General features: G+C 36.4%; 20 protein-coding genes, 1 pseudogene and 3 riboswitches. Of the genes and pseudogenes, 8 read left to right on the top strand and 13 right to left on the bottom strand.

Annotated elements, in window-relative coordinates; genetic code table 11:
* Positions 1-65 precede the first annotated feature (65 nt).
* Entirely contained in the window at positions 66-560 is a 495-nt protein-coding gene (locus tag NST60_RS00825) for a hypothetical protein (RefSeq protein WP_341097984.1), read from the bottom strand.
* A 167-nt stretch (positions 561-727) separates the two neighbouring features.
* On the opposite strand from NST60_RS00825, the gene NST60_RS00820 reads away from it, so the two are divergent.
* Positions 728-907, top strand: coding sequence for a hypothetical protein (locus NST60_RS00820; protein WP_040344164.1), 180 nt, complete (start codon positions 728-730; stop codon positions 905-907).
* A 513-nt stretch (positions 908-1,420) separates the two neighbouring features.
* On the opposite strand, the gene NST60_RS00815 is transcribed toward NST60_RS00820, so the two are convergent.
* Together NST60_RS00815 and NST60_RS00810 are read right to left on the bottom strand one after the other, a co-directional pair.
* Entirely contained in the window at positions 1,421-2,023 is a 603-nt protein-coding gene (locus NST60_RS00815) for a cupin domain-containing protein (protein ID WP_169188424.1), read from the bottom strand.
* Between the two features lie 418 nt (positions 2,024-2,441).
* Positions 2,442-3,299, bottom strand: coding sequence for a manganese catalase family protein (locus NST60_RS00810; protein ID WP_101730570.1), 858 nt, complete (start codon positions 3,297-3,299; stop codon positions 2,442-2,444).
* Positions 3,300-3,459: 160 nt separating this feature from the next.
* On the opposite strand from NST60_RS00810, the gene NST60_RS00805 reads away from it, so the two are divergent.
* Positions 3,460-4,014, top strand: a complete 555-nt coding sequence (locus tag NST60_RS00805; protein WP_169188425.1) for an AAA family ATPase — start codon at positions 3,460-3,462, stop codon at positions 4,012-4,014.
* A gap of 117 nt (positions 4,015-4,131) precedes the next feature.
* On the opposite strand, the gene NST60_RS00800 is transcribed toward NST60_RS00805, so the two are convergent.
* From NST60_RS00800 to NST60_RS00785, 4 genes are all read right to left on the bottom strand, one after another.
* Complete coding sequence (locus NST60_RS00800) at positions 4,132-4,497, bottom strand: hypothetical protein (RefSeq protein ID WP_016204677.1); 366 nt, start codon at positions 4,495-4,497, stop codon at positions 4,132-4,134.
* Positions 4,498-4,513: 16 nt separating this feature from the next.
* Entirely contained in the window at positions 4,514-4,843 is a 330-nt protein-coding gene (locus NST60_RS00795) for a YolD-like family protein (protein WP_016204676.1), read from the bottom strand.
* Between the two features lie 271 nt (positions 4,844-5,114).
* The gene (locus NST60_RS00790) at positions 5,115-5,357 is read right to left on the bottom strand and encodes a DUF2164 domain-containing protein (RefSeq protein ID WP_016204675.1); all 243 of its coding nucleotides are present in this window, start codon (positions 5,355-5,357) and stop codon (positions 5,115-5,117) included.
* A gap of 17 nt (positions 5,358-5,374) precedes the next feature.
* Positions 5,375-5,932, bottom strand: coding sequence for a GNAT family N-acetyltransferase (locus NST60_RS00785; protein ID WP_016204674.1), 558 nt, complete (start codon positions 5,930-5,932; stop codon positions 5,375-5,377).
* A gap of 185 nt (positions 5,933-6,117) precedes the next feature.
* Between NST60_RS00785 and NST60_RS00780 the strand changes: the two genes are divergently transcribed.
* Positions 6,118-7,167 (top strand): LLM class flavin-dependent oxidoreductase, encoded by a 1,050-nt coding sequence (locus NST60_RS00780; protein ID WP_101729976.1) that lies wholly within the window; start codon positions 6,118-6,120, stop codon positions 7,165-7,167.
* 19 nt (positions 7,168-7,186) lie between these two features.
* Here NST60_RS00780 and NST60_RS00775 read toward each other — a convergent pair whose 3' ends face one another.
* Complete coding sequence (locus NST60_RS00775) at positions 7,187-7,654, bottom strand: hypothetical protein (RefSeq protein WP_101729975.1); 468 nt, start codon at positions 7,652-7,654, stop codon at positions 7,187-7,189.
* 172 nt (positions 7,655-7,826) lie between these two features.
* A complete protein-coding gene (locus tag NST60_RS00770; protein ID WP_145999680.1) occupies positions 7,827-8,021 on the bottom strand; it encodes a hypothetical protein in 195 nt (64 codons plus the stop codon).
* 72 nt (positions 8,022-8,093) lie between these two features.
* Positions 8,094-8,176, bottom strand: a riboswitch (cyclic di-GMP riboswitch).
* 119 nt (positions 8,177-8,295) lie between these two features.
* Here NST60_RS00770 and NST60_RS00765 point away from each other — a divergent pair.
* The gene (locus tag NST60_RS00765) at positions 8,296-8,541 is read left to right on the top strand and encodes a hypothetical protein (RefSeq protein ID WP_224428243.1); all 246 of its coding nucleotides are present in this window, start codon (positions 8,296-8,298) and stop codon (positions 8,539-8,541) included.
* A 26-nt stretch (positions 8,542-8,567) separates the two neighbouring features.
* Here NST60_RS00765 and NST60_RS00760 read toward each other — a convergent pair whose 3' ends face one another.
* From NST60_RS00760 to NST60_RS00745, 4 genes are all read right to left on the bottom strand, one after another.
* Positions 8,568-9,041 (bottom strand): hypothetical protein, encoded by a 474-nt coding sequence (locus tag NST60_RS00760; protein WP_101729973.1) that lies wholly within the window; start codon positions 9,039-9,041, stop codon positions 8,568-8,570.
* 72 nt (positions 9,042-9,113) lie between these two features.
* Entirely contained in the window at positions 9,114-9,854 is a 741-nt protein-coding gene (locus tag NST60_RS00755; protein ID WP_016204669.1) for an AAA family ATPase, read from the bottom strand.
* A 231-nt stretch (positions 9,855-10,085) separates the two neighbouring features.
* The gene (locus NST60_RS00750; RefSeq protein WP_224428184.1) at positions 10,086-11,351 is read right to left on the bottom strand and encodes a Y-family DNA polymerase; all 1,266 of its coding nucleotides are present in this window, start codon (positions 11,349-11,351) and stop codon (positions 10,086-10,088) included.
* A 15-nt stretch (positions 11,352-11,366) separates the two neighbouring features.
* On the bottom strand, positions 11,367-11,696 hold the full coding sequence (locus tag NST60_RS00745; RefSeq protein ID WP_016204667.1) for a YolD-like family protein: 330 nt from the start codon (positions 11,694-11,696) through the stop codon (positions 11,367-11,369).
* 221 nt (positions 11,697-11,917) lie between these two features.
* Positions 11,918-12,028, top strand: a riboswitch (SAM riboswitch).
* Positions 12,029-12,107: 79 nt separating this feature from the next.
* A riboswitch (cobalamin riboswitch) is annotated at positions 12,108-12,296 on the top strand.
* Positions 12,297-12,517: 221 nt separating this feature from the next.
* Here NST60_RS00745 and metE point away from each other — a divergent pair.
* The 4 genes and pseudogenes from metE to NST60_RS00725 all read left to right on the top strand — a co-directional run bounded on the left by metE (position 12,518) and on the right by NST60_RS00725 (position 18,007).
* Positions 12,518-14,803 carry a 5-methyltetrahydropteroyltriglutamate--homocysteine S-methyltransferase gene (gene metE, locus NST60_RS00740; protein WP_224428183.1) on the top strand — a complete coding sequence of 762 codons (2,286 nt, stop codon included), beginning with the start codon at positions 12,518-12,520 and terminating at the stop codon, positions 14,801-14,803.
* A 55-nt stretch (positions 14,804-14,858) separates the two neighbouring features.
* Positions 14,859-16,534: pseudogene (locus tag NST60_RS00735) on the top strand (pyridoxal phosphate-dependent decarboxylase family protein).
* Positions 16,518-17,384 carry a HAMP domain-containing protein gene (locus tag NST60_RS00730; RefSeq protein ID WP_224428182.1) on the top strand — a complete coding sequence of 289 codons (867 nt, stop codon included), beginning with the start codon at positions 16,518-16,520 and terminating at the stop codon, positions 17,382-17,384. Before NST60_RS00735 ends, NST60_RS00730 begins: the two are co-directional and overlap by 17 nt.
* Positions 17,381-18,007, top strand: a complete 627-nt coding sequence (locus NST60_RS00725; protein ID WP_341097981.1) for a methyl-accepting chemotaxis protein — start codon at positions 17,381-17,383, stop codon at positions 18,005-18,007. Before NST60_RS00730 ends, NST60_RS00725 begins: the two co-directional genes overlap by 4 nt.
* Positions 18,008-18,013: the final 6 nt, after the last annotated feature.

Raw genomic sequence — 18,013 nt, 5'->3', positions numbered from 1 at the left:
AAGGATTTTTTTGTGTATCATTAATATTACAGAAAATTCAGATTTCCGGAAGGCGTTGTATTATTTTAATGCGACGCTAGTGTTGATTTTTCTATTTTTTGGATAAAACGATAATATGTAATAACTAAATATAATAAAAAAGGATTAAGTAAAGCGGAATACCACCATTTCCACCAACCATAATGGAAGTAGCCCCAAGGTTCTGGGAAAAGGGCAATGAATTCATAGAGTAAGAAAGCAAAATTCCATAGGCAGATGGCAATTATTTTCTTTGTAATAGATTTCTTGAATGGAAAGCAATTGAGAAAGAGTATATTAACTGGAGGTACTAAAAATAAAGCATACAATAAAACATGCCACTCTATTGCTATCGTAAAATACCAATATGCATGAAGCTTAAAATCAATTATTATATCAAATAATAGTTGAAACGCTATGGAAAAAATATAGATATGTAGAATTTGATTTTTGTTTAAATGTTTATTTAATCGGAAAGCACAGTAGTTAAAAACAAATATTGAAATTATTAAGCCAACCACATTGATCATTTCTCCTATCATTGCATAATATTTCCTTTATTTTACTAAATTATACCTGAAATTTAAATAGTAATTTCTTACATTTAGAGTCATTTATAAAGATGCAAAATGATTCTTAAAAAGTATTTTTTTAATGTGTTTATATTTGTAACGATTTTAGTTGTCTATAGAGGAATGGGAAGAGTTAGTTGCTAAACATAAATGCTAGATTGCGATTTTGGGATTCTTATATACAATGGGTTGCCCTTTTAACGAAGAAAGTTGGAGCGGTGGAGATTAGAAGAGGGGATTCGATGATAAAACAGCAAACATATTTACTGCTTGCTGTCTTTATCATAATGTTTCCAAACATAACCATTAAACTTTAGATTTTGTATTTGTTAATAGGGATTAGAAATGAGACTAATTCTAGAAACAATTGTAACATCAAATTATCACCTGCCTGATCATATATATTGAGGTAGAAGTAAGATAATGCACTTATTTCATTAAAATTAAATTTGGTTATCTGTACTATGTAAGTTCTCCAAGAATCAGGAGAAAAAAATGCTGTTTTTCAATAGCCAAATCGAAATGAATGCATATGATAAAGTGGATGGACAACCAATATTTTTGCCAGCTAGGAACAAGCAAAAGCTCTGCTCATTCATCCTGAGTAGAGCGATTTTTTATCCCACTCTTAACGGACAGTAAGACTCCCCCAAGCTTATGAGTATACGAGGAAGAAAGGTGGGAGATTAACTGTCCGTAAAGGTCCGATTAGTTCAACTAACCATCAGTGGGGGAGCAAGGAAAACCCCCACTGATGGTTAGTTGAACTTTATATAACTAATAAGGAAGCTCAATAATCAATGCTTTTTTGATTAATGTGTATGGATATCTTATCTGGGGACGTTTTTTCTTGCTTTGAAGCTGATGGGTGGTTGGATTCGGCTTGAATCAGGCGGACCGATGATAACAGATTCTTTCAGTGCTGAAAATGCATCAGCAACCTTTTTTGAATCTATTCCATAAGCTGCTTCAAATACTTCTGGCGGAGTTAGGCGCAATGTATCAGAACCTTCCGCACTTTCAAATTGGTCATTATTAAAAAAGAGATGTAAATGCAATTTATCTGTGGCTGGTCGAATCCAGTGCCACCACGCCATTGGTATAAATACTACATCACCAGGTTTTGCATGGTAATGATGCAGTTTCCGTGTATCAGGATCAACAATGGAAATCATCGCTTCTCCTGATACAATGACATCCAATTCCCAAGCATTTGGATGCCAATGGGGTTCTCTCATATGTCCTTTTGTTAAAAATAAATCGACAAATGACCCACCAATCATGGCTGGCAACTGAGTAGAGGTTACTTTATAAGCGATATTTTCTGGATTTCTTTCAAAAAGCACATTGTCACGCGTATTATAAATAAGATTGGGAGTTCCGCTTGATTGATGAATATTAGTGTTATCAGGAATATAGCCCGACTTTGACATGAAATTTGCCTCCAATACATAAATTTTGGCACAAAGAAAAGGAATAGTATCTTATTTTTTTATATGCTTTTGAAATCACAATGGTGATAAAGAGGAAATGGCAAGAAAAACAGACTGGGACAAAACAAAATATATAATAGATAAAGACGAACAATCTCTAATTTCGTGGCGAAACCAACTCGTTCCATCATTTTTTTAAAAGAAAATATAATGAGTAGGAAATACAAAGCAGACGGAATACACGCAGCTCCATGGAAAGCGAAGTGCCTTCAGGCTGCAGGTGATCACCGCAAACCGTCTTTCTTAAAATGAATAAAACCCCAAAACAATTATACGAACTTTTCTTATCATGTACGTATAATCGTTCGGGGTTATTTGGTTGAAAATACTTATGTTTCAGCTTCTTTTTTATATAAAATTAATTATTTAAATCAGAAAGACCAGGTGCATGTTCATTTGGCATATCTGGTAGCTCTGGAACTGGATAACCTTGAGGTGGTGGAACAACATTCAAGTCGCCGTTATTTCGGCTAGGGGTTGTTCCTTGGAAAATCTCACCGATTCTTGTATTATCGAGCCTGAAATTAAATTGTGCATTATGGAAGCCCATGTCCACATATTTTCGACATTCTGGATATTTATTAATATCATAGTTAGGAACAGGAAGAATTTTTCCCCAATCTACGCCTAATGTTTCTAATGCTTTAGCGAAGGCATTTTGATGCGCGTTATCGCGGACGATTAAAAAGGCAATTGTTTCTCTTAATGTTTTGTTGTTGCTCATTTCATAAATTCGTGATTTTTGCAGCACTCCTGTTGACTCTAGAACAACATTATTTAAGAGATTTGCGATTAGATTCCCATGATCATATACCCAAGATGCATTCCAGGGATTCCCCCCTGCATCAACAGGAAGAGAGGATTTAGCGCCCATAATATAATGATGGGGGTTAGCGCCGCCTTTGATTACATCATCTAAAGGTGCACCGTCACTGGCTAAATTACCTGGCATATTTTCACCTGAGTCGTTCAGCAATTGATTAATCGTGGATTGAACAAGTTCTACATGGCTAAGTTCTTCCAAAAACACCCCGCGGATAAGATCACGATATTGCTTTGCTTTTCCGCGGAAGTTGGCACTTTGAAAAGAGAACTGCATCATTGTTCTCATTTCTCCAAATTGCCCACCTAATGCTTCTTGCAACACTTTTGCGGCATTGGGATCTGGCTTGTCGGGGACAATCATATTGATTAAATCTTCTCTATAAAAATACATGCGTACATCTATCTCCTTTTTCATAATCTGCACATCCCTTTTATCATTCCAAAAGAGGATAAGGCTATACAGGAAGCTTCAAAAATGGAAATTTTTTGATAGGAAAAGGTGTTTGCTTTTGTTAGAGTAAATGTAGTAATTATTTGATGGAGGGAAAAATATGAATAGGTTAGTCATCATGACGGTTGGCATGACGCACAGTGGAAAGTCAACATTTGCCCAGATGCTAGAAAGCAGGCTTAGAAATGCGCTTGTTATTGATCAAGATAATCATGCTGAATTTTTACAGACATATTATGAAAAACTTTTGCCAAAGGATGGAGCTAATCATATTAAACATGCCCTGACAAAAACAATCGTGGATTATGCTGTTAATCATTCTAACTGTCATCTTATTTTAAGTAATGCTAATCGTAATCGCGAAAGTCGGATGGAATTGCTTCGATATTATAAAACAAATGGTTTTATGACGGTCCTTGTACATTTTAATCTTCCGATAGACCTACTAAAGGTGCGAATTGCCAAAAGTGAGCGGGATATATTACGTTTAAGAACGGCGTCTACTTACGAAGAGATTCTTAATCGTCAGCATGAGCAAACAGGGGGCATGGCACTAGATCCAGCAGAAGGGGAAGCCGATTATCTATTCACAGTGAAGCAGGAAGAAGATGTACCTATTATTAGGGATTTGATTGTTAATCTTACAAAAGGTTAGAGCATTAATTATAAACATGCTGCTAAAAAATATGGTTCCTGAGTGAAGAGTGCAGTTTCCTCGGCTCCATTCCACTCAGGATTTTTAATCTTTTTTATCTAATAAGGCAAAAAAATCTTAAAAAACATCATTTTCCTTAAATAAATAGTAAGATAATAACTTCTCTGTATTTGCTTTTAATTCTGTATTAGCAAATCGATGGACTTCGTGATAGTTTGCTACATAGTAATGGTATTCGGTAAAGTTCTTATCCAAATTGCCCTTTATTAGTTTTATTTTCTTTTGACGCATTTTTTCCTTGAATCCTTTTAAGTCATCTTGGACTTTTTTCATCGTATGTTCAATTAAATTTAGATAAACTTGATTAAGTTTAAAGGGAGTTGTTTTTGCTTGCTGGTAATCTCTTTCTAAAACAGTTAGTAAGAGGGGCAAATAAATGAGATGTTCCAGTATTTTTGTGTCTTCCTTTGATAGTCTATTCATGGTGATTTCCTCTAAATTACAAGCGTTCCACATCGATCAGCAGATGAAATGGAATATAGTGAATGGTATTGGTTTCTTCCTCAATTCGAAGTTCTCTTTTTATGTAGTCAATAAAAACGGTTCTTCCAATGAGTATTTCGATAAACCCATTTTTAAATAATGAAAATTGCAGGAACAAATGGTATTCCATTCCTTCGTGAATCAGTAAATCGATATCATTTAACTTTTCTTGATCTAATTTTGGTTTTTTCACTTTCTTCTCATTTAATAGCTCTTCCTTCACAGCAGCAACATGTTCTGGCAGCATTAGCGCTACCCATTTTTTTGTTCCACGGTCTTTAATCATGAAAACACACTCCTTCTATCTATTATAATAACTAGAACGCTTGTTCCTTTCAATATATTTTTAAGAACGTTTGTTCGTTTTTAGTGTATGCTAAATGAACAAATATATGTAAATGAAAAAATGCGCAGAGTATGAACACAATGGAAGATGAATCACGTCCGATACTTTTTTGTGAATAGAAACAAATCTATAGGGAGTTGATTTTCGAAAAGGAACAAAAAGAAGGAGAGGGCTGAGCCTCACCTTTGGATAGAAAGAGAACAAAAGTCTCTTATTTAGTAGGCCTTTCCAGCGTTAATAGCTCGTCTTCAAGAGAGCTTGCTCTTTCTTCGACTATTTTTCTGGCATCCTTAACCCCAGCATTGTAAAAATGAGGAGCAAGGGATTCCTTCACAAAGTCTAGTACTCTTTCTGCGGCAAATTCAGAAATCTCTTCCTCTCTTTCTTGTGAGAAGAAGTATTGAATATCTGCAATCATGGCATTTTGCTGTTCTTTTGTAAGCTTATAAAACATCGTAACTCCACCTTTTTTTATTTTGGGCTCTTTTCCCATTCTTCGCGCAGCAAACCATAGATAACATGGTCTACATAATGGTCATAAAGCCATTCCGCTTGTCTGATTATTCCTTCTTCTGTAAACCCTAGTCTTTCTGGAAGTGCTCTGCTTTTTTTGTTTTCGGTTGCTGCAGCAATTTCGATACGGTTAAGATTTAATTCAGTGAATCCATATGAAATAAAAGCTTGGCATGCTTTTGTCATAATTCCATTTCCTTGATATTCTTCACCTAACCAGTAGCCAATTTTCCCAATCTTACTCGTACGGTTAATCTCATTGTAGCCGATTGTTCCAGTTATACTTCCTTTATACAGGATGGCAACAGATTTTGGGTAGCCTCCTGTTTCAAGAATTCCTTGAAGCCTTTGGCGAATATTCTCTTTTGTGTCATCTACTGTTTGCGTGTAATCGAGCCAGCCGAGCCATTCTTTTAAATAAGTTTTATTTTTCATTGTTAATTGAAAAAATTCTTCCGCATCGTCTAAACGAAACACTCTTAAGGTTAAATCCTCATTGATTGTATACTGAAACATCTATGTGTCCCTCCAGTTAAATTATGTATGTTCTTTCATTGTAAGGGAAATCGATTGGAAGTTCATTACTTTTTTTCTTCGTGAACACAATAGTTGTAATTCGAGACATCTCCTGTTTTAATAGGAGAAGAAGTGATCATTTTGCTTTACGATTATTGTGTTTTCTTAAGGAGGATATATAGATAGTGGAAATAGGAATAAGTACATTTGTGGAAACTACACCAGACCCACATTCAGGGAAGGTAGTTAGCCATGCAGAAAGAATTCGCCAAGTAGTAGAGGAAATTATTTTAGCAGATAAAGTGGGGTTAGATGTCTTTGGTGTAGGGGAACATCATCGAAAAGATTACGCAGCCTCAGCACCTGCGATGATTTTAGCAGCAGCTGCCACACAAACAAGTCATATCCGTTTAACAAGCGCAGTTACCGTTCTTTCTTCCGATGATCCAGTCCGCGTGTTTCAAGACTTTGCAACTTTGGACGGATTATCTAATGGACGTGCCGAAATTATGGCTGGCCGCGGTTCCTTTATTGAATCATTTCCGCTCTTTGGCTATGATTTAAATGACTATAATGAATTATTTGATGAAAAATTAGACTTGCTTTTAAAATTGCAAGCATCAGAGAAAGTAACATGGAGTGGAAAGCATCGTGCAGCCATTAATAATCTAGGCGTCTATCCTCGTCCAGTGCAAGATCCATTGCCAATATGGATTGGAAGCGGAGGAAATAGTGAGTCTGTAGTACGTGCCGGGATTCTTGGTTTACCGCTAGTTCTAGCAATTATTGGAGGAAATCCAGCGCAATTTGCACCTCTTGTAGATCTCTATTACCGTGCAGTTGAGCATGCTGGCCATGATCCGAAAAAGTTAACGGTTGCTTCTCATTCTCATGGGTTCGTTGGAGAGGATACACTACTCGCAGCAGATGCTTTCTTCCCGTCTACCCAATATGCAATGAATGTACTTGGAAAAGAAAGAGGATGGGGACCTTATACAAGAGAAACCTTTGATGCAGCCCGGAGTGAAAACGGAGCACTGTATGTAGGAGATCCACGCACAGTAGCAGATAAAATTATTGCTTTGCGCAAAAACGTTGGTATTACTCGTTTTATGCTCCATGTTCCTGTTGGCAGCATGCCCCATGATCAAGTGATGCGAGCAATTGAATTGCTTGGTACAGAAGTAGCTCCACTTGTCCGCAAAGAAATCGCAGCATGGGAAAGTGAAAGCTAAAAAATATCGGGAATGCTTCTTAGCGAGCATTCCCAATATTTTTATCTGATACGATAAATTTTTGAAACCAGTAATTAAGAAAAGACAGGCCATATGAAGTCAAGAATAAATGAATAGATGTGAATTTTTTCAATTTATAGAAGCCTACTTTTTGAAAAAATGCATTTAACGGATAAGCAAAAATAAGATCCATGATTAAATTTACTAATGTATATACAAGAAACCTTTTATGTGTTAAATGAAATATCCAAATATTAATGACTACAAAAGGGCCGAATATAAATCCCAATGCATCTGCGACTAGTGAGTTTAATCCACCTTTTACTTTCCACCATTTAAAGATAAGGGATAAAAGTGTTTCAACTAAAAGAATAGAAGCAGAGAAAAAAGTGACGGGAATAAATTTTTTGATAATTGATTTTGGAAGAAACAACAGGCTTCCCCAACTTATTAAAACCATGCATATTCGCAAAAAAACAATCGACATAGGTCGCCATCTCCATTTTAAAAGTTTTTAATGGTGAAAAATGAAACCGTTTTTAGTTTTCGTCAATTTTTCGATACTATCCTAAAAATGATAATTTGAATCGAAAAATATACAGTAGCGAAAGTTGATCTGTGTCTGTGAGCGTAAGCCGTACAAAATAAAAAATCCATCATTAATTAATGATGGATTGACAGTAAGGACAAGTGATATCAGTTACCTGCTTAAATTCAATTCGTTTAAAGTCAGATCTTTTAAAGGTGGAATACGATTTATACTTCGATCCACACATACAATAATTTTTGTCCTTTACAACATGTCTAACACACGGTTTTTCATCAGTTACTACAGTTGGGTAAAACATAACCATAACATTCCTCTTTTCTAATTTTATAAGGCAAATTAGACAGGAAGATTTTATTAACAAGATATACGATATAATCTTGGCAACCCGGCTGCCATAGCAGTTGCTTTAGGCCCGTGGCTTTGCGTCTTTTACTTTCGTAAAATTTGCCCAAATTTAATTTTACCATGTTATTCCGTTAATTCAAGGTATATAGTCATGATTTTTTTATATTTTTGTAAAAAAAGTGAGTTTATAGTCCTATTTATTGTCTAGTAAGCAGAAATGGAAAGGATAAATAATGATTTTAATCCGCATGTTTGGGGATATCAGCCAAAAATTCGATATATCAGCCAAACGCAAGAAGAAATCAGCCAAATCTTCAATATATCAGCCAAACGCAAGAAGAAATCAGCCAAAAATTCGATATATCAGCCAAACGCAAAAGGAAATCAGCCAAAAATTCAATATATCAGCCAAACGCAAGAAGAAATCAGCCAAAAATTCGATATATCAGCCAAACCAAACAATCATAAGAAAAAACTAAAAACTAAGGCGTACTCACTCCAGGAATTACGCCGAAAGGGATTTCTTCTCCAGCTTAGATATTAGCTTATAATATTTTATTAAAATAAATAATAAGATCGGGTTAATGAGAAACGAGTAGGAGAGTCGCCACCAGCCATAATGAAAATAACCCCATGGAGATGGGAGTAAAGTGAGCCACTCATATCCTACAATGATAAAATTCCATATGAAAATAAATAAAACTTTATGTAGAACACTCTTTTTCATCGGATAAAGATTTAGGAAAATAATATTGACAGGTGGTACTAAAAATAAAATGTGAATAATGGATTCCCAATCCACTTCTGATTTACTGAAGTACCAGTAGGCATGGTATCCTACATCTACATATAAATCAAAAAGTTGCTGGAAAGAGATAGTGAATAGCCATATATGTAAAATTTGGTTCCATGTTAATTTCTTATTTGTTTTATAAGCAATAAAGTTAAATAAAAAGACAGAGAGCAATAATCCAATCATAGCAATCCCCTTAAGCAATCAGATAGTTATACTATTTACTTTTTTGATTAGATTATCCTGTTTTTTAAATTTTTACATATCCTCTTCCTCGAATATATCCTTTAACATTTTCTCACGATATTGTAAAAAGTATTTAGTGATTTGATAGTGCTCCGTATTTTCGTACTCTGTTTCCTCTATTTGGTCTCCATCAAAGCTCAGTATCGTTGCATTAGGATACCCTAATAGAATAGGAGAATGGGTGGCAATAATAAATTGGCAGTCTTCTGTTTCCGCTAAATCATGGAGGATGCGGAGAAAGCTTAGTTGCCGTTGCGGTGATAATGCTGCTTCAGGCTCATCCAGTAAATAAATTGCTTCTCCTTTAAAGCGATGAAGAAAGAGAGAGAGAAAGGATTCACCATGCGATTGCTCTAATAATGATTTACCACCATAGCTTCCATATTTTTTTTTCAGATCGAGCTCATCCAGTTGATCAATATGTGTAGCAAATTGATAAAAAGATTCTGCCCGTAGAAAAAATCCATTCGTTAGCTTAGTAGGGGACCAGGATAGCTGCAAATATTCTCCTAAATCGGACTGGGAAGAATGAACGTCATAACTGTTATTTCTGCCGCCGCCTGCTGTGTTGAATTGGCATTGATAGCTAATAGCTTCAAGTAAGGTAGACTTTCCAGATCCATTTTCCCCAACGAAAAACGTCACCTTACTTTTGAAATCAAGAGAGCCTAAATTGCTAAGGGCAGGGATAGTAAAAGGATATTGACTTTTTGACAGGATATTTTCCTCTTTTAATCGGATTCTCTTTAGCATTGATACACCTCATTTTTTATTTTGGCTGTTTTCGTAAAGTTTGTTGCGATTACCCGCAGCCGGAATACACTTCGCTTTCCGTGGGGCTAAGCTTAAGCCTCCTCATTCGCTTCTGGGGTCTCAGACTGTCTCGCTAATCCCCGTGGCGTCTCGTGTATTCCAGCTGCTCCAATTTTCCAACTAATTGTTTTTTTCTATTGAAAAAAACAACAATTCTTTAGAAAACAGCTTTTATTTTTTATGCCCGCCAAGAAGCTGAGCTCGTTGCAAGGCAGTACCGCCAGGAGTGTAGGAAACAGCACGGAGGAGAGCAGTCGATCCATAGCGATTTCGAATAGTATCAACAACATATCCAAGCTTTCTTTTTTTCCAGCCACCTGTATCAAATAAATCTAATTGCAAGTCATAATCATTCTCTAATTTTGTAATAGAAACAGAAATTTGTCTAACAGTTTGTCCCCGGTAGTTTTCCTGAAACAATTCCAGACAAACTTGATAAATAATCATGGTTATATTCGTTGGGTTTTCGATTGTTCGAGAGCGTAGAAAACCGCCGCTAAATTCATCTTTGCTGTATGAAATACCTAATGTGACGGTTCGCCCTGCATGATGGTTGCTTCGTGCTCTTTTGGCTACATCTTCACACATTTCAAGGAGAACAGATTTAATTTCCTGGAGTTTCTTATAGTCCCGTAATAAAATTTGGCTTTTACCATAGCTGATTTGTCCCTGCATAATGGGTGCGCCGATTTCAGATAAATCAATTCCCCAGGCATGATGGTAAAGCTGGTTACCCATAATGCCAAATTTTTTTTCCAGCAACGCTAAATCATAACGCGCTAATTGGCCAACAGAGAAAATCCCCATATTATTTAATGTTTTTTCCGTTCGTTTTCCAATCCCCCACATATCGCGTAAAGGGGAAATAGGCCATAACTTATGAGGAATGTCTTCATAAGACCAGCTGCTGATTCCGTTATCTGCTTTTTTTGCTTCTAAATCAAGGCAAAGCTTTGCCATAAGCATATTTGGGCCGATTCCAATAGTGGAAGGCAAACCAAACTCCCGCATAATATCTGCTTTTAGTTTCTGTGCTATTTCCAATGGGGTGCCTAAGCTTTTTTCCATTCCGCCTACATCAAGAAAGCTTTCATCGACAGAGTAGGTATGAACAGCAGAAGGAGGGACGTATCGAAAAAACAATTTCGTTATTTCGGTCGATACCCGAACGAATAGTCCCATTTGTGGATTACTTACGATAATTCTTGAATCATCTGGTATTTCAAAAAGCCTAGATCCTGTTTTTATGCGAAAGTCTTTCTTCATGGCAGGAGATGCCGCTAGAACAACGCTACCCTTTTGCTCGGTATTTCCGACCACAACAAGATGGCAGGTGAGGGGATCTAATCCTTTTGTGACAGCGGTAATGCTCGCATAGAAGCTTTTTATATCAATACACAGAATCGCTCTATTGGGAAATTGTGTATAATCAAACACGGTAATGCTCCTTTTTTAATCGTTTTGTATGTTTACTAAGCTGTGAAAAGGAATAGAGTGCGTATGATTATTCGTATCTAGAATACGAAGCTCACGTTTTAAATGATCAATATAGGTTGTTTGGCCGGTTAAACGATAAATCGTCCCATTTTTAAAAATATCATAGTGAAGCAAAAGATTATATTCGATTCCTTCGAGTAAAAGTAGTTCCATTTCTTGTATTTTATCTTCTTCTAAAATAGGCATTTTTATTTTTTTTGCTTCCTCTAGAGCGTCTTTTATACTTTGAACATGCTCTGGCAACATCATCGCTGTCCATTTAATCGTGCCTCGATCACGTAGCATTTTAAATCATCTCCTCAGTGGCTCTATTATAACAGAACAAACGTTCGTAATCAAGAAGAGATAAAAGAAAAATAACTTGTAAAATGAGGAAAAAGATTATAACGTTTAAAATTTTGCGCATCCAAAATTATCAAAAGAATTCTTAATAATCAATAAAACAAGAATTGACAACAAGAATTTATCGTGCTAATATTTTGTTAATTCGAAAAAGTGAATAAAAACTCTTATGTAGAGAGGTGGAGGGACTGGCCCATTGAAACCTCAGCAACCATTCTTTTTAAAGAAAAGGTGCTAATTCCAGCAAAGCCATTCATGGCTTTGAAAAATAAGAGGGGGATAAAGATACAAGACGGAGCCTCTCTTATTTTATAAATAAGGGAGGTTTTTATTTTTCTCGTAATGAACGAAAAAACTGAATAACCGCAAATAGGTGCTGTGAATTCCACTTCATAGCTTAAAAGGGAAGACCGGTTAGAGTCCGGCACGGTCCCGCCACTGTGAGGAGGAGCAAATTCTCATATCCACTGTCTTTTTTAGATGGGAAGGGGAGAAGGAGTGATGATTCTAAGTCAGGAGACCTGCCTATTTTGTAAGCAAGCTACTCTACGTGGATATAGAGGAGGGAGAATATGTGTTGGGATAAAGATTGTCTCAATTCTAGTTAGTGCTGAACTTAAATGAGCGTATCTCATAAAAGTCTGACTCCACTATTTATCTAAGAAGCAAGAAGGTAGAGAGCTTCTATATAGATACAATGTGGACGTCAGACTTTTTTTACTAACTTTTGCCTGAGATAAAAAAATAGGAAATGGGGAAGCAGAATGTACAAAAGTTCTAATTTAGGCTATCCGAGAATTGGAGAAAAAAGAGAATGGAAAAGAGCATTGGAGCGTTACTGGAAGGGTGACTGTTCGGAAGAAGAGCTTTTGCAAGAAACGAAGAACCTTCGATTGAAAAACTTACAGAAGCAAAAGTTGCAAGGAATTGATTTAATTCCTGTCGGTGATTTTAGTTTCTATGACCATGTATTAGATACGGCTACTATGTTCGGGCAAGTGCCATCAAGATTTGCTTATAATGGGGGCAAGGTTCCTTTACAAACTTATTTTCAGATTGCGCGTGGAAATACAACTGCAGTAGCAGCAGCAATGAAAAAGTGGTTCAATACAAACTATCACTATATAGTACCTGAGCTCGGGGAAAGAAAGCCAACATTAACAGAAAATCGTCCGCTGTTCTTTTATCGGGAAGCAAAAGAAGCATTAGGAATCGAAGGAAAACCAGTATTGTTAGGACCACTGACCTTTATAAAATTAGCAAAAGGCTATGAAGAAGATAAACTGGAAGAAACAGTGGCATCTTATCTTCCTTTATATGCGCAGATTTTAAAGGAGCTAGAAGCAGAAGGAGTGAAATGGATTCAAATAGACGAACCATATTTAGTCACAGATGTTACACCAAGAGAATGGCAAATAACGCAGCAAATATATCATACCTTGCAAGAGGCGGCACCAAAATTAAAGGTGATTCTTCAAACCTATTTTGACGCCGTGACAGATTATGAAACTATCATTTCTTTACCTGTAGCAGGAATCGGCTTAGATTTTGTTCATGATGACGGACAACATTTAGCATCTATTCAGCAATACGGATTTCCTGAAGATAAAATCCTTGCAGCAGGCATTATTGATGGCAGAAATGTGTGGAGAACTAATTTAGAAGAAAAATGGGGCTTGCTTGCGGAGATCCAGAAGGCTGTAGGAAGTGAAACTATCATTATCCAGCCATCATCAAGCTTACTTCATGTACCAGTAACGGTGAAGGAAGAGCAAATAGATCCAATTGTAAAAGTAGCACTTTCTTTTGCTGATGAAAAATTGCAAGAAATAAGTACGTTAACAGAGGGAGTCAGAAAAGGAAAAGCAGCCATTCAAGCACAAATCGACCAAAGTGTAGAAGCAATTAGCAAATTAAACGCTTCCTCAGCAAGAAATAATCAAATCCTTCATGAAGAATTAAATAGAGCTTCTGATAAGCCAGAAAGAAGTGAAAATGTAACGATAAGACAGCAAGCACAACAAGGAGCTTTTTCGCTCCCAATTCTTCCGACAACCACGATTGGAAGTTTTCCGCAGACCAAGGAAGTACGAAAGGAGCGGTTAAGATGGCGAAAAGGAGAAATAACCAATGAAGAATATGAAACTTTCATTCAAGCAGAAATAAAAAAATGGATTGAGATTCAAGAAGACTTAGGATTAGATGTATTTGTACATGGAGAATTCGAACGGACAGACATGGTTGAATATTTTGGTGAAAAACTAGCTGGTTTTCAGTTTACAACATACGGTTGGGTTCAATCCTATGGTTCCCGCTGTGTGAAACCACCTATTATTTATGGAGATGTAGCGTATGTGAAGCCAATGACGGTGAAAGAAACCGTCTATGCTCAAAGTCTGACAACTAAGCCTGTAAAAGGAATGCTGACAGGACCGATTACGATTTTAAACTGGTCCTTTGTAAGAGATGATATTTCAAGAGCAGAAGTAGCGAAACAAATAGCTTTCAGCCTTAAGAAAGAAGTGGAGGAGCTCGAGAGAAACGATATTCGCATGATTCAAGTAGATGAGCCGGCCATTCGTGAAGGGTTGCCATTAAAAAAGGAGAGATGGAAACCATATTTAGACACAGCAGTTTACTCTTTTAAACTTGCAACAACTTCTGTGGAAAAAGAAACGCAAATTCATACACATATGTGTTATTCGAATTTTGAAGACATTATTGATGCCATTGATGCTCTGGATGTGGATGTAATTTCGATCGAAACTTCCAGAAGTCACGGCGAATTTATCCAAACATTTGCGAAGAAAACCTATGATAAAGGAATCGGGCTTGGTGTATATGATATACATAGTCCTAGGGTGCCGACAAAAGAAGAAATTACCCAAAACATTGAACATGCTTTAGGCGTTCTTGATCCACACTTGTTCTGGATTAATCCGGATTGCGGATTGAAAACAAGAAATGAAGAAGAAACAATCGGTGCATTAGAGGTAATGGTAGAGGCAGCAAAAGAAACAAGAGAAAAACTAGTAGTGAAGAATTTGTGAAAGATCCCAAAAAACTTGTGACATTAGTCGCGAGTTTTTTTTAGGGGGTAGTTAAATGGAACTACAAGAGATTCAGCGCCTATTTCCAAGTGAAGATGGAAACAAAGAGCAGCAACAGTATTTACTAGATTTAAGGAATAGATTAATTAAAGAGGTAGATTCCTATAAGAATCCGAATAAATCTATTCTTGGGGAAACAAAGAACAGAGATGATGATTTTTATCGGCAGCTAGTGGAGCAATCAATCGTTCTATAAAGTGGAAAAATATGTAAGCAGTAGTTGAAGATTTACTAGAATTAGTAAAAGGACATCCATACCATACACATAAATTTGTAACCAATGTATTACCGATGGCAAGTATTCCAGGGATTATTGGAATGCTGACAACCATTCTTGTAAATGGAAATAATTTATGGGATGTATATGGACCAGCTGGAGCTGAAGCTGAGGTGAAGGTTGTTTCCATGATGTCTAAGTTAGTAGGATACGATCATACGAAAAGCTTTGGATATACAACATGGGGCGGACAAGGGGCTGTATTTACAGGTTTACGCTTAGCTATTGCGAAAAAATATCCCAAAGCAAAAGAAGAAGGGATTCCTTCTAATTTATATTGCTTTGCATCAGAAGGCGCTCATTATAGCTTACTAAAATCGGTCGAAGCAACAGGAATCGGAAGCAACCATTTAATCCGTGTGAAAACAACAGAAGATCATTCGATGGACATTGGTGATTTAAAAGAGAAATTAGTAAATGTAATCGAAGCGGGCGGCATACCTATATATATTGTAGCAACAACTGGTACAACTGACTCGTTTGGAATTGACAATGTAAAAGAGGTAAAAGATGTAATTGCATCCTTAATGGATACATACGGAATAGAGGATATTCATGTCCATGCGGACTCCGCATTAGGTGGCTTTTATAGTCTTTTTACCTCTTATGATTTTGAAAAAAAACCATTGCAATTTGAAGAAAATGTGTTAGAAGGATTAGCTAGTATTAAAGAACGCATGCAGTATGTATCTTTAGCAGATAGTTTGTGCTTTGATTTCCAAAAGCTTGGACAGACACCTTATTTAACAAGCTTATTTTTAGCAAAAGACGGAGGCTCTCTAGGTTTACTAGATTTAGAAGAATTTGAGACTCCATATGTTGGTAATCATGGTTATGGCAGCTATCATACTGGTTATACACTAGAATGCTCACGAGTGGCAAGTTCGATTGCGATTTATGCCGCATTACAAGCTTTTGGAGTCGAGGGCTATCAACAAATACTAGCAAACTATGTTCGTGTTAATCTAGCATTCCGTGAAAAATTAGAAAAGCAGTTTCCAACTGTTTCCGTTATTAATCCTACGATTGGGCCTGTTAGCGTATTCCGTTTATACGCAGAGAAAGCAGAATGGAAGGAAGAAATGGCTGGTAAATCATCAAGCACAGCAATCGAACAAATGAATCAGCTAAATCAGAAGTTATTCGAACTACTCGGAAGAGATAGAGAAGAATACTTTTTTGGGGATACGAAAAAGGTGTGTATGATTGCAGCAAACGATTCAGAAGAACGTTATCCAGTATATGCTTCCAAATTTTTCTCTATCTCTCCTTTTACAGAAGAAAAGCATATGGATGAAATCATTGAATTTTTGAAACCAAGAATAGCAGAAATCCTAAAAAACGCTGAATTAGTGACAGAACAGGAGGAAAAAGAACTTGAGCTTAGCTACTAAGAAAAAACAAAGTTCTATCTTTAAGAAAAATTTACAAGGATATTTACTCCCGCTAATTATTAGTAGTTTAATCTTTACTGCTGTTACGATAGTATTTACGCGAGGAATCGTCGAAAATCAAGTATTAAAAGGGTTTGAACAAACATTAGAAGCCAATCTTCAAGTAGCTGCTAATGAAATTGAACGAGAATATATAGAAGAAGCAGAAAAAGGAAATCAAGAAGCATATCAAAAGCTGCTTAGTCCATTAAATGACTTAAAAGCACAAACAAACGTAGAAAATGTCTACGTCTTAGGCAAAGCGGGAGACGATGGGCATATCATTGCATTAAGTGAGACAGAGGAAAACGGAAGTGAATATCCATTTACTGAGGAGATGAATCGTGCTTTAGCAGGAGAAAAATTATTCAGTGAAATTTATGAGGATGAATTTGGTACCCACAAATCTATATTTGTACATGTGGATGGGACACAAGCAATACTTGGGATAGATATGGATGCTTCTTTTATAAAAGAATTATACGCACAAATTATCTATGTATTGGTAGGCCTTATTTTAATCGTATTACTACTTGGTAGTCTTATTGCATACTGGATGAGCAAACGTATTTCTAAACCAATTGTAGCATTAGCAAAATATGTAGAACCTCTGGCAGAAGGAGATTTCACTAGTGAGACATTAAAGGTGACATCTAATGATGAAATAGGCGCTTTAACAGCTAATGTTAACAAAATGGTAACACAACTAAAAGATTTAATTGGTGAGGTATCCATCAACTCGGAGCAAGTAGCAGCAACTTCTCAGCAACTATATTCTAGCACCGAGCAAACAAGCTTTTCTATTAGATGATTAATGACTCGATACAAGAAGTAGCATCTGGAACAAATGAACAAACAAATGCAATTGAAGAAATTAGTGGGGCAGTAGAAAAAATTGCGCATCATTTAGAAGATATGACTGGGAAAATTAAAGAGGTTACGAATGCTGCAACAGGAACAGCCGAAATTTCAGAAGAGGGCTCGAATGTTGTAGGCAAAGCGATTAAGCAAATGCAAATTATTAATACGAATGTTAGCGAATCGGCTGATGTCATTAAGTATTTACATGAAAGTTCTAATCAAATTAATGAGATAGTTACTTTGATTACAAATATTGCTGGGCAAACAAATTTACTAGCGCTAAATGCATCGATCGAAGCAGCACGTGCTGGAGAGCATGGAAAAGGATTTTCGGTAGTAGCAGAAGAAGTTCGAAAGCTTGCAGAAGAATCAGCTAGCGCGGCAAATCAAATTAGTGAAAAAATCGTCTTCATCCAAGATCAGCCGATTAAAACTGTTGAGACGATGTCAAAAGGATATGAAGCCGTGATTGAGTCAAGTTTTTGTGGGAGTTTTTTTAGCTCCCTTTTTTATAAAGTAAAACCTCTAAGTTTGTATCCGCTTTCCAATTGGTTTTGTTCTTCCAACTGTTGATTCTCT

This window comes from Niallia sp. FSL W8-1348, from assembly GCF_038006745.1.
In the GTDB taxonomy this organism is placed as follows: domain Bacteria; phylum Bacillota; class Bacilli; order Bacillales; family Cytobacillaceae; genus Niallia; species Niallia alba.
Note: the sequence above shows the minus strand (reverse complement) of the source record. Positions and strands in the feature narration are given on the sequence as shown.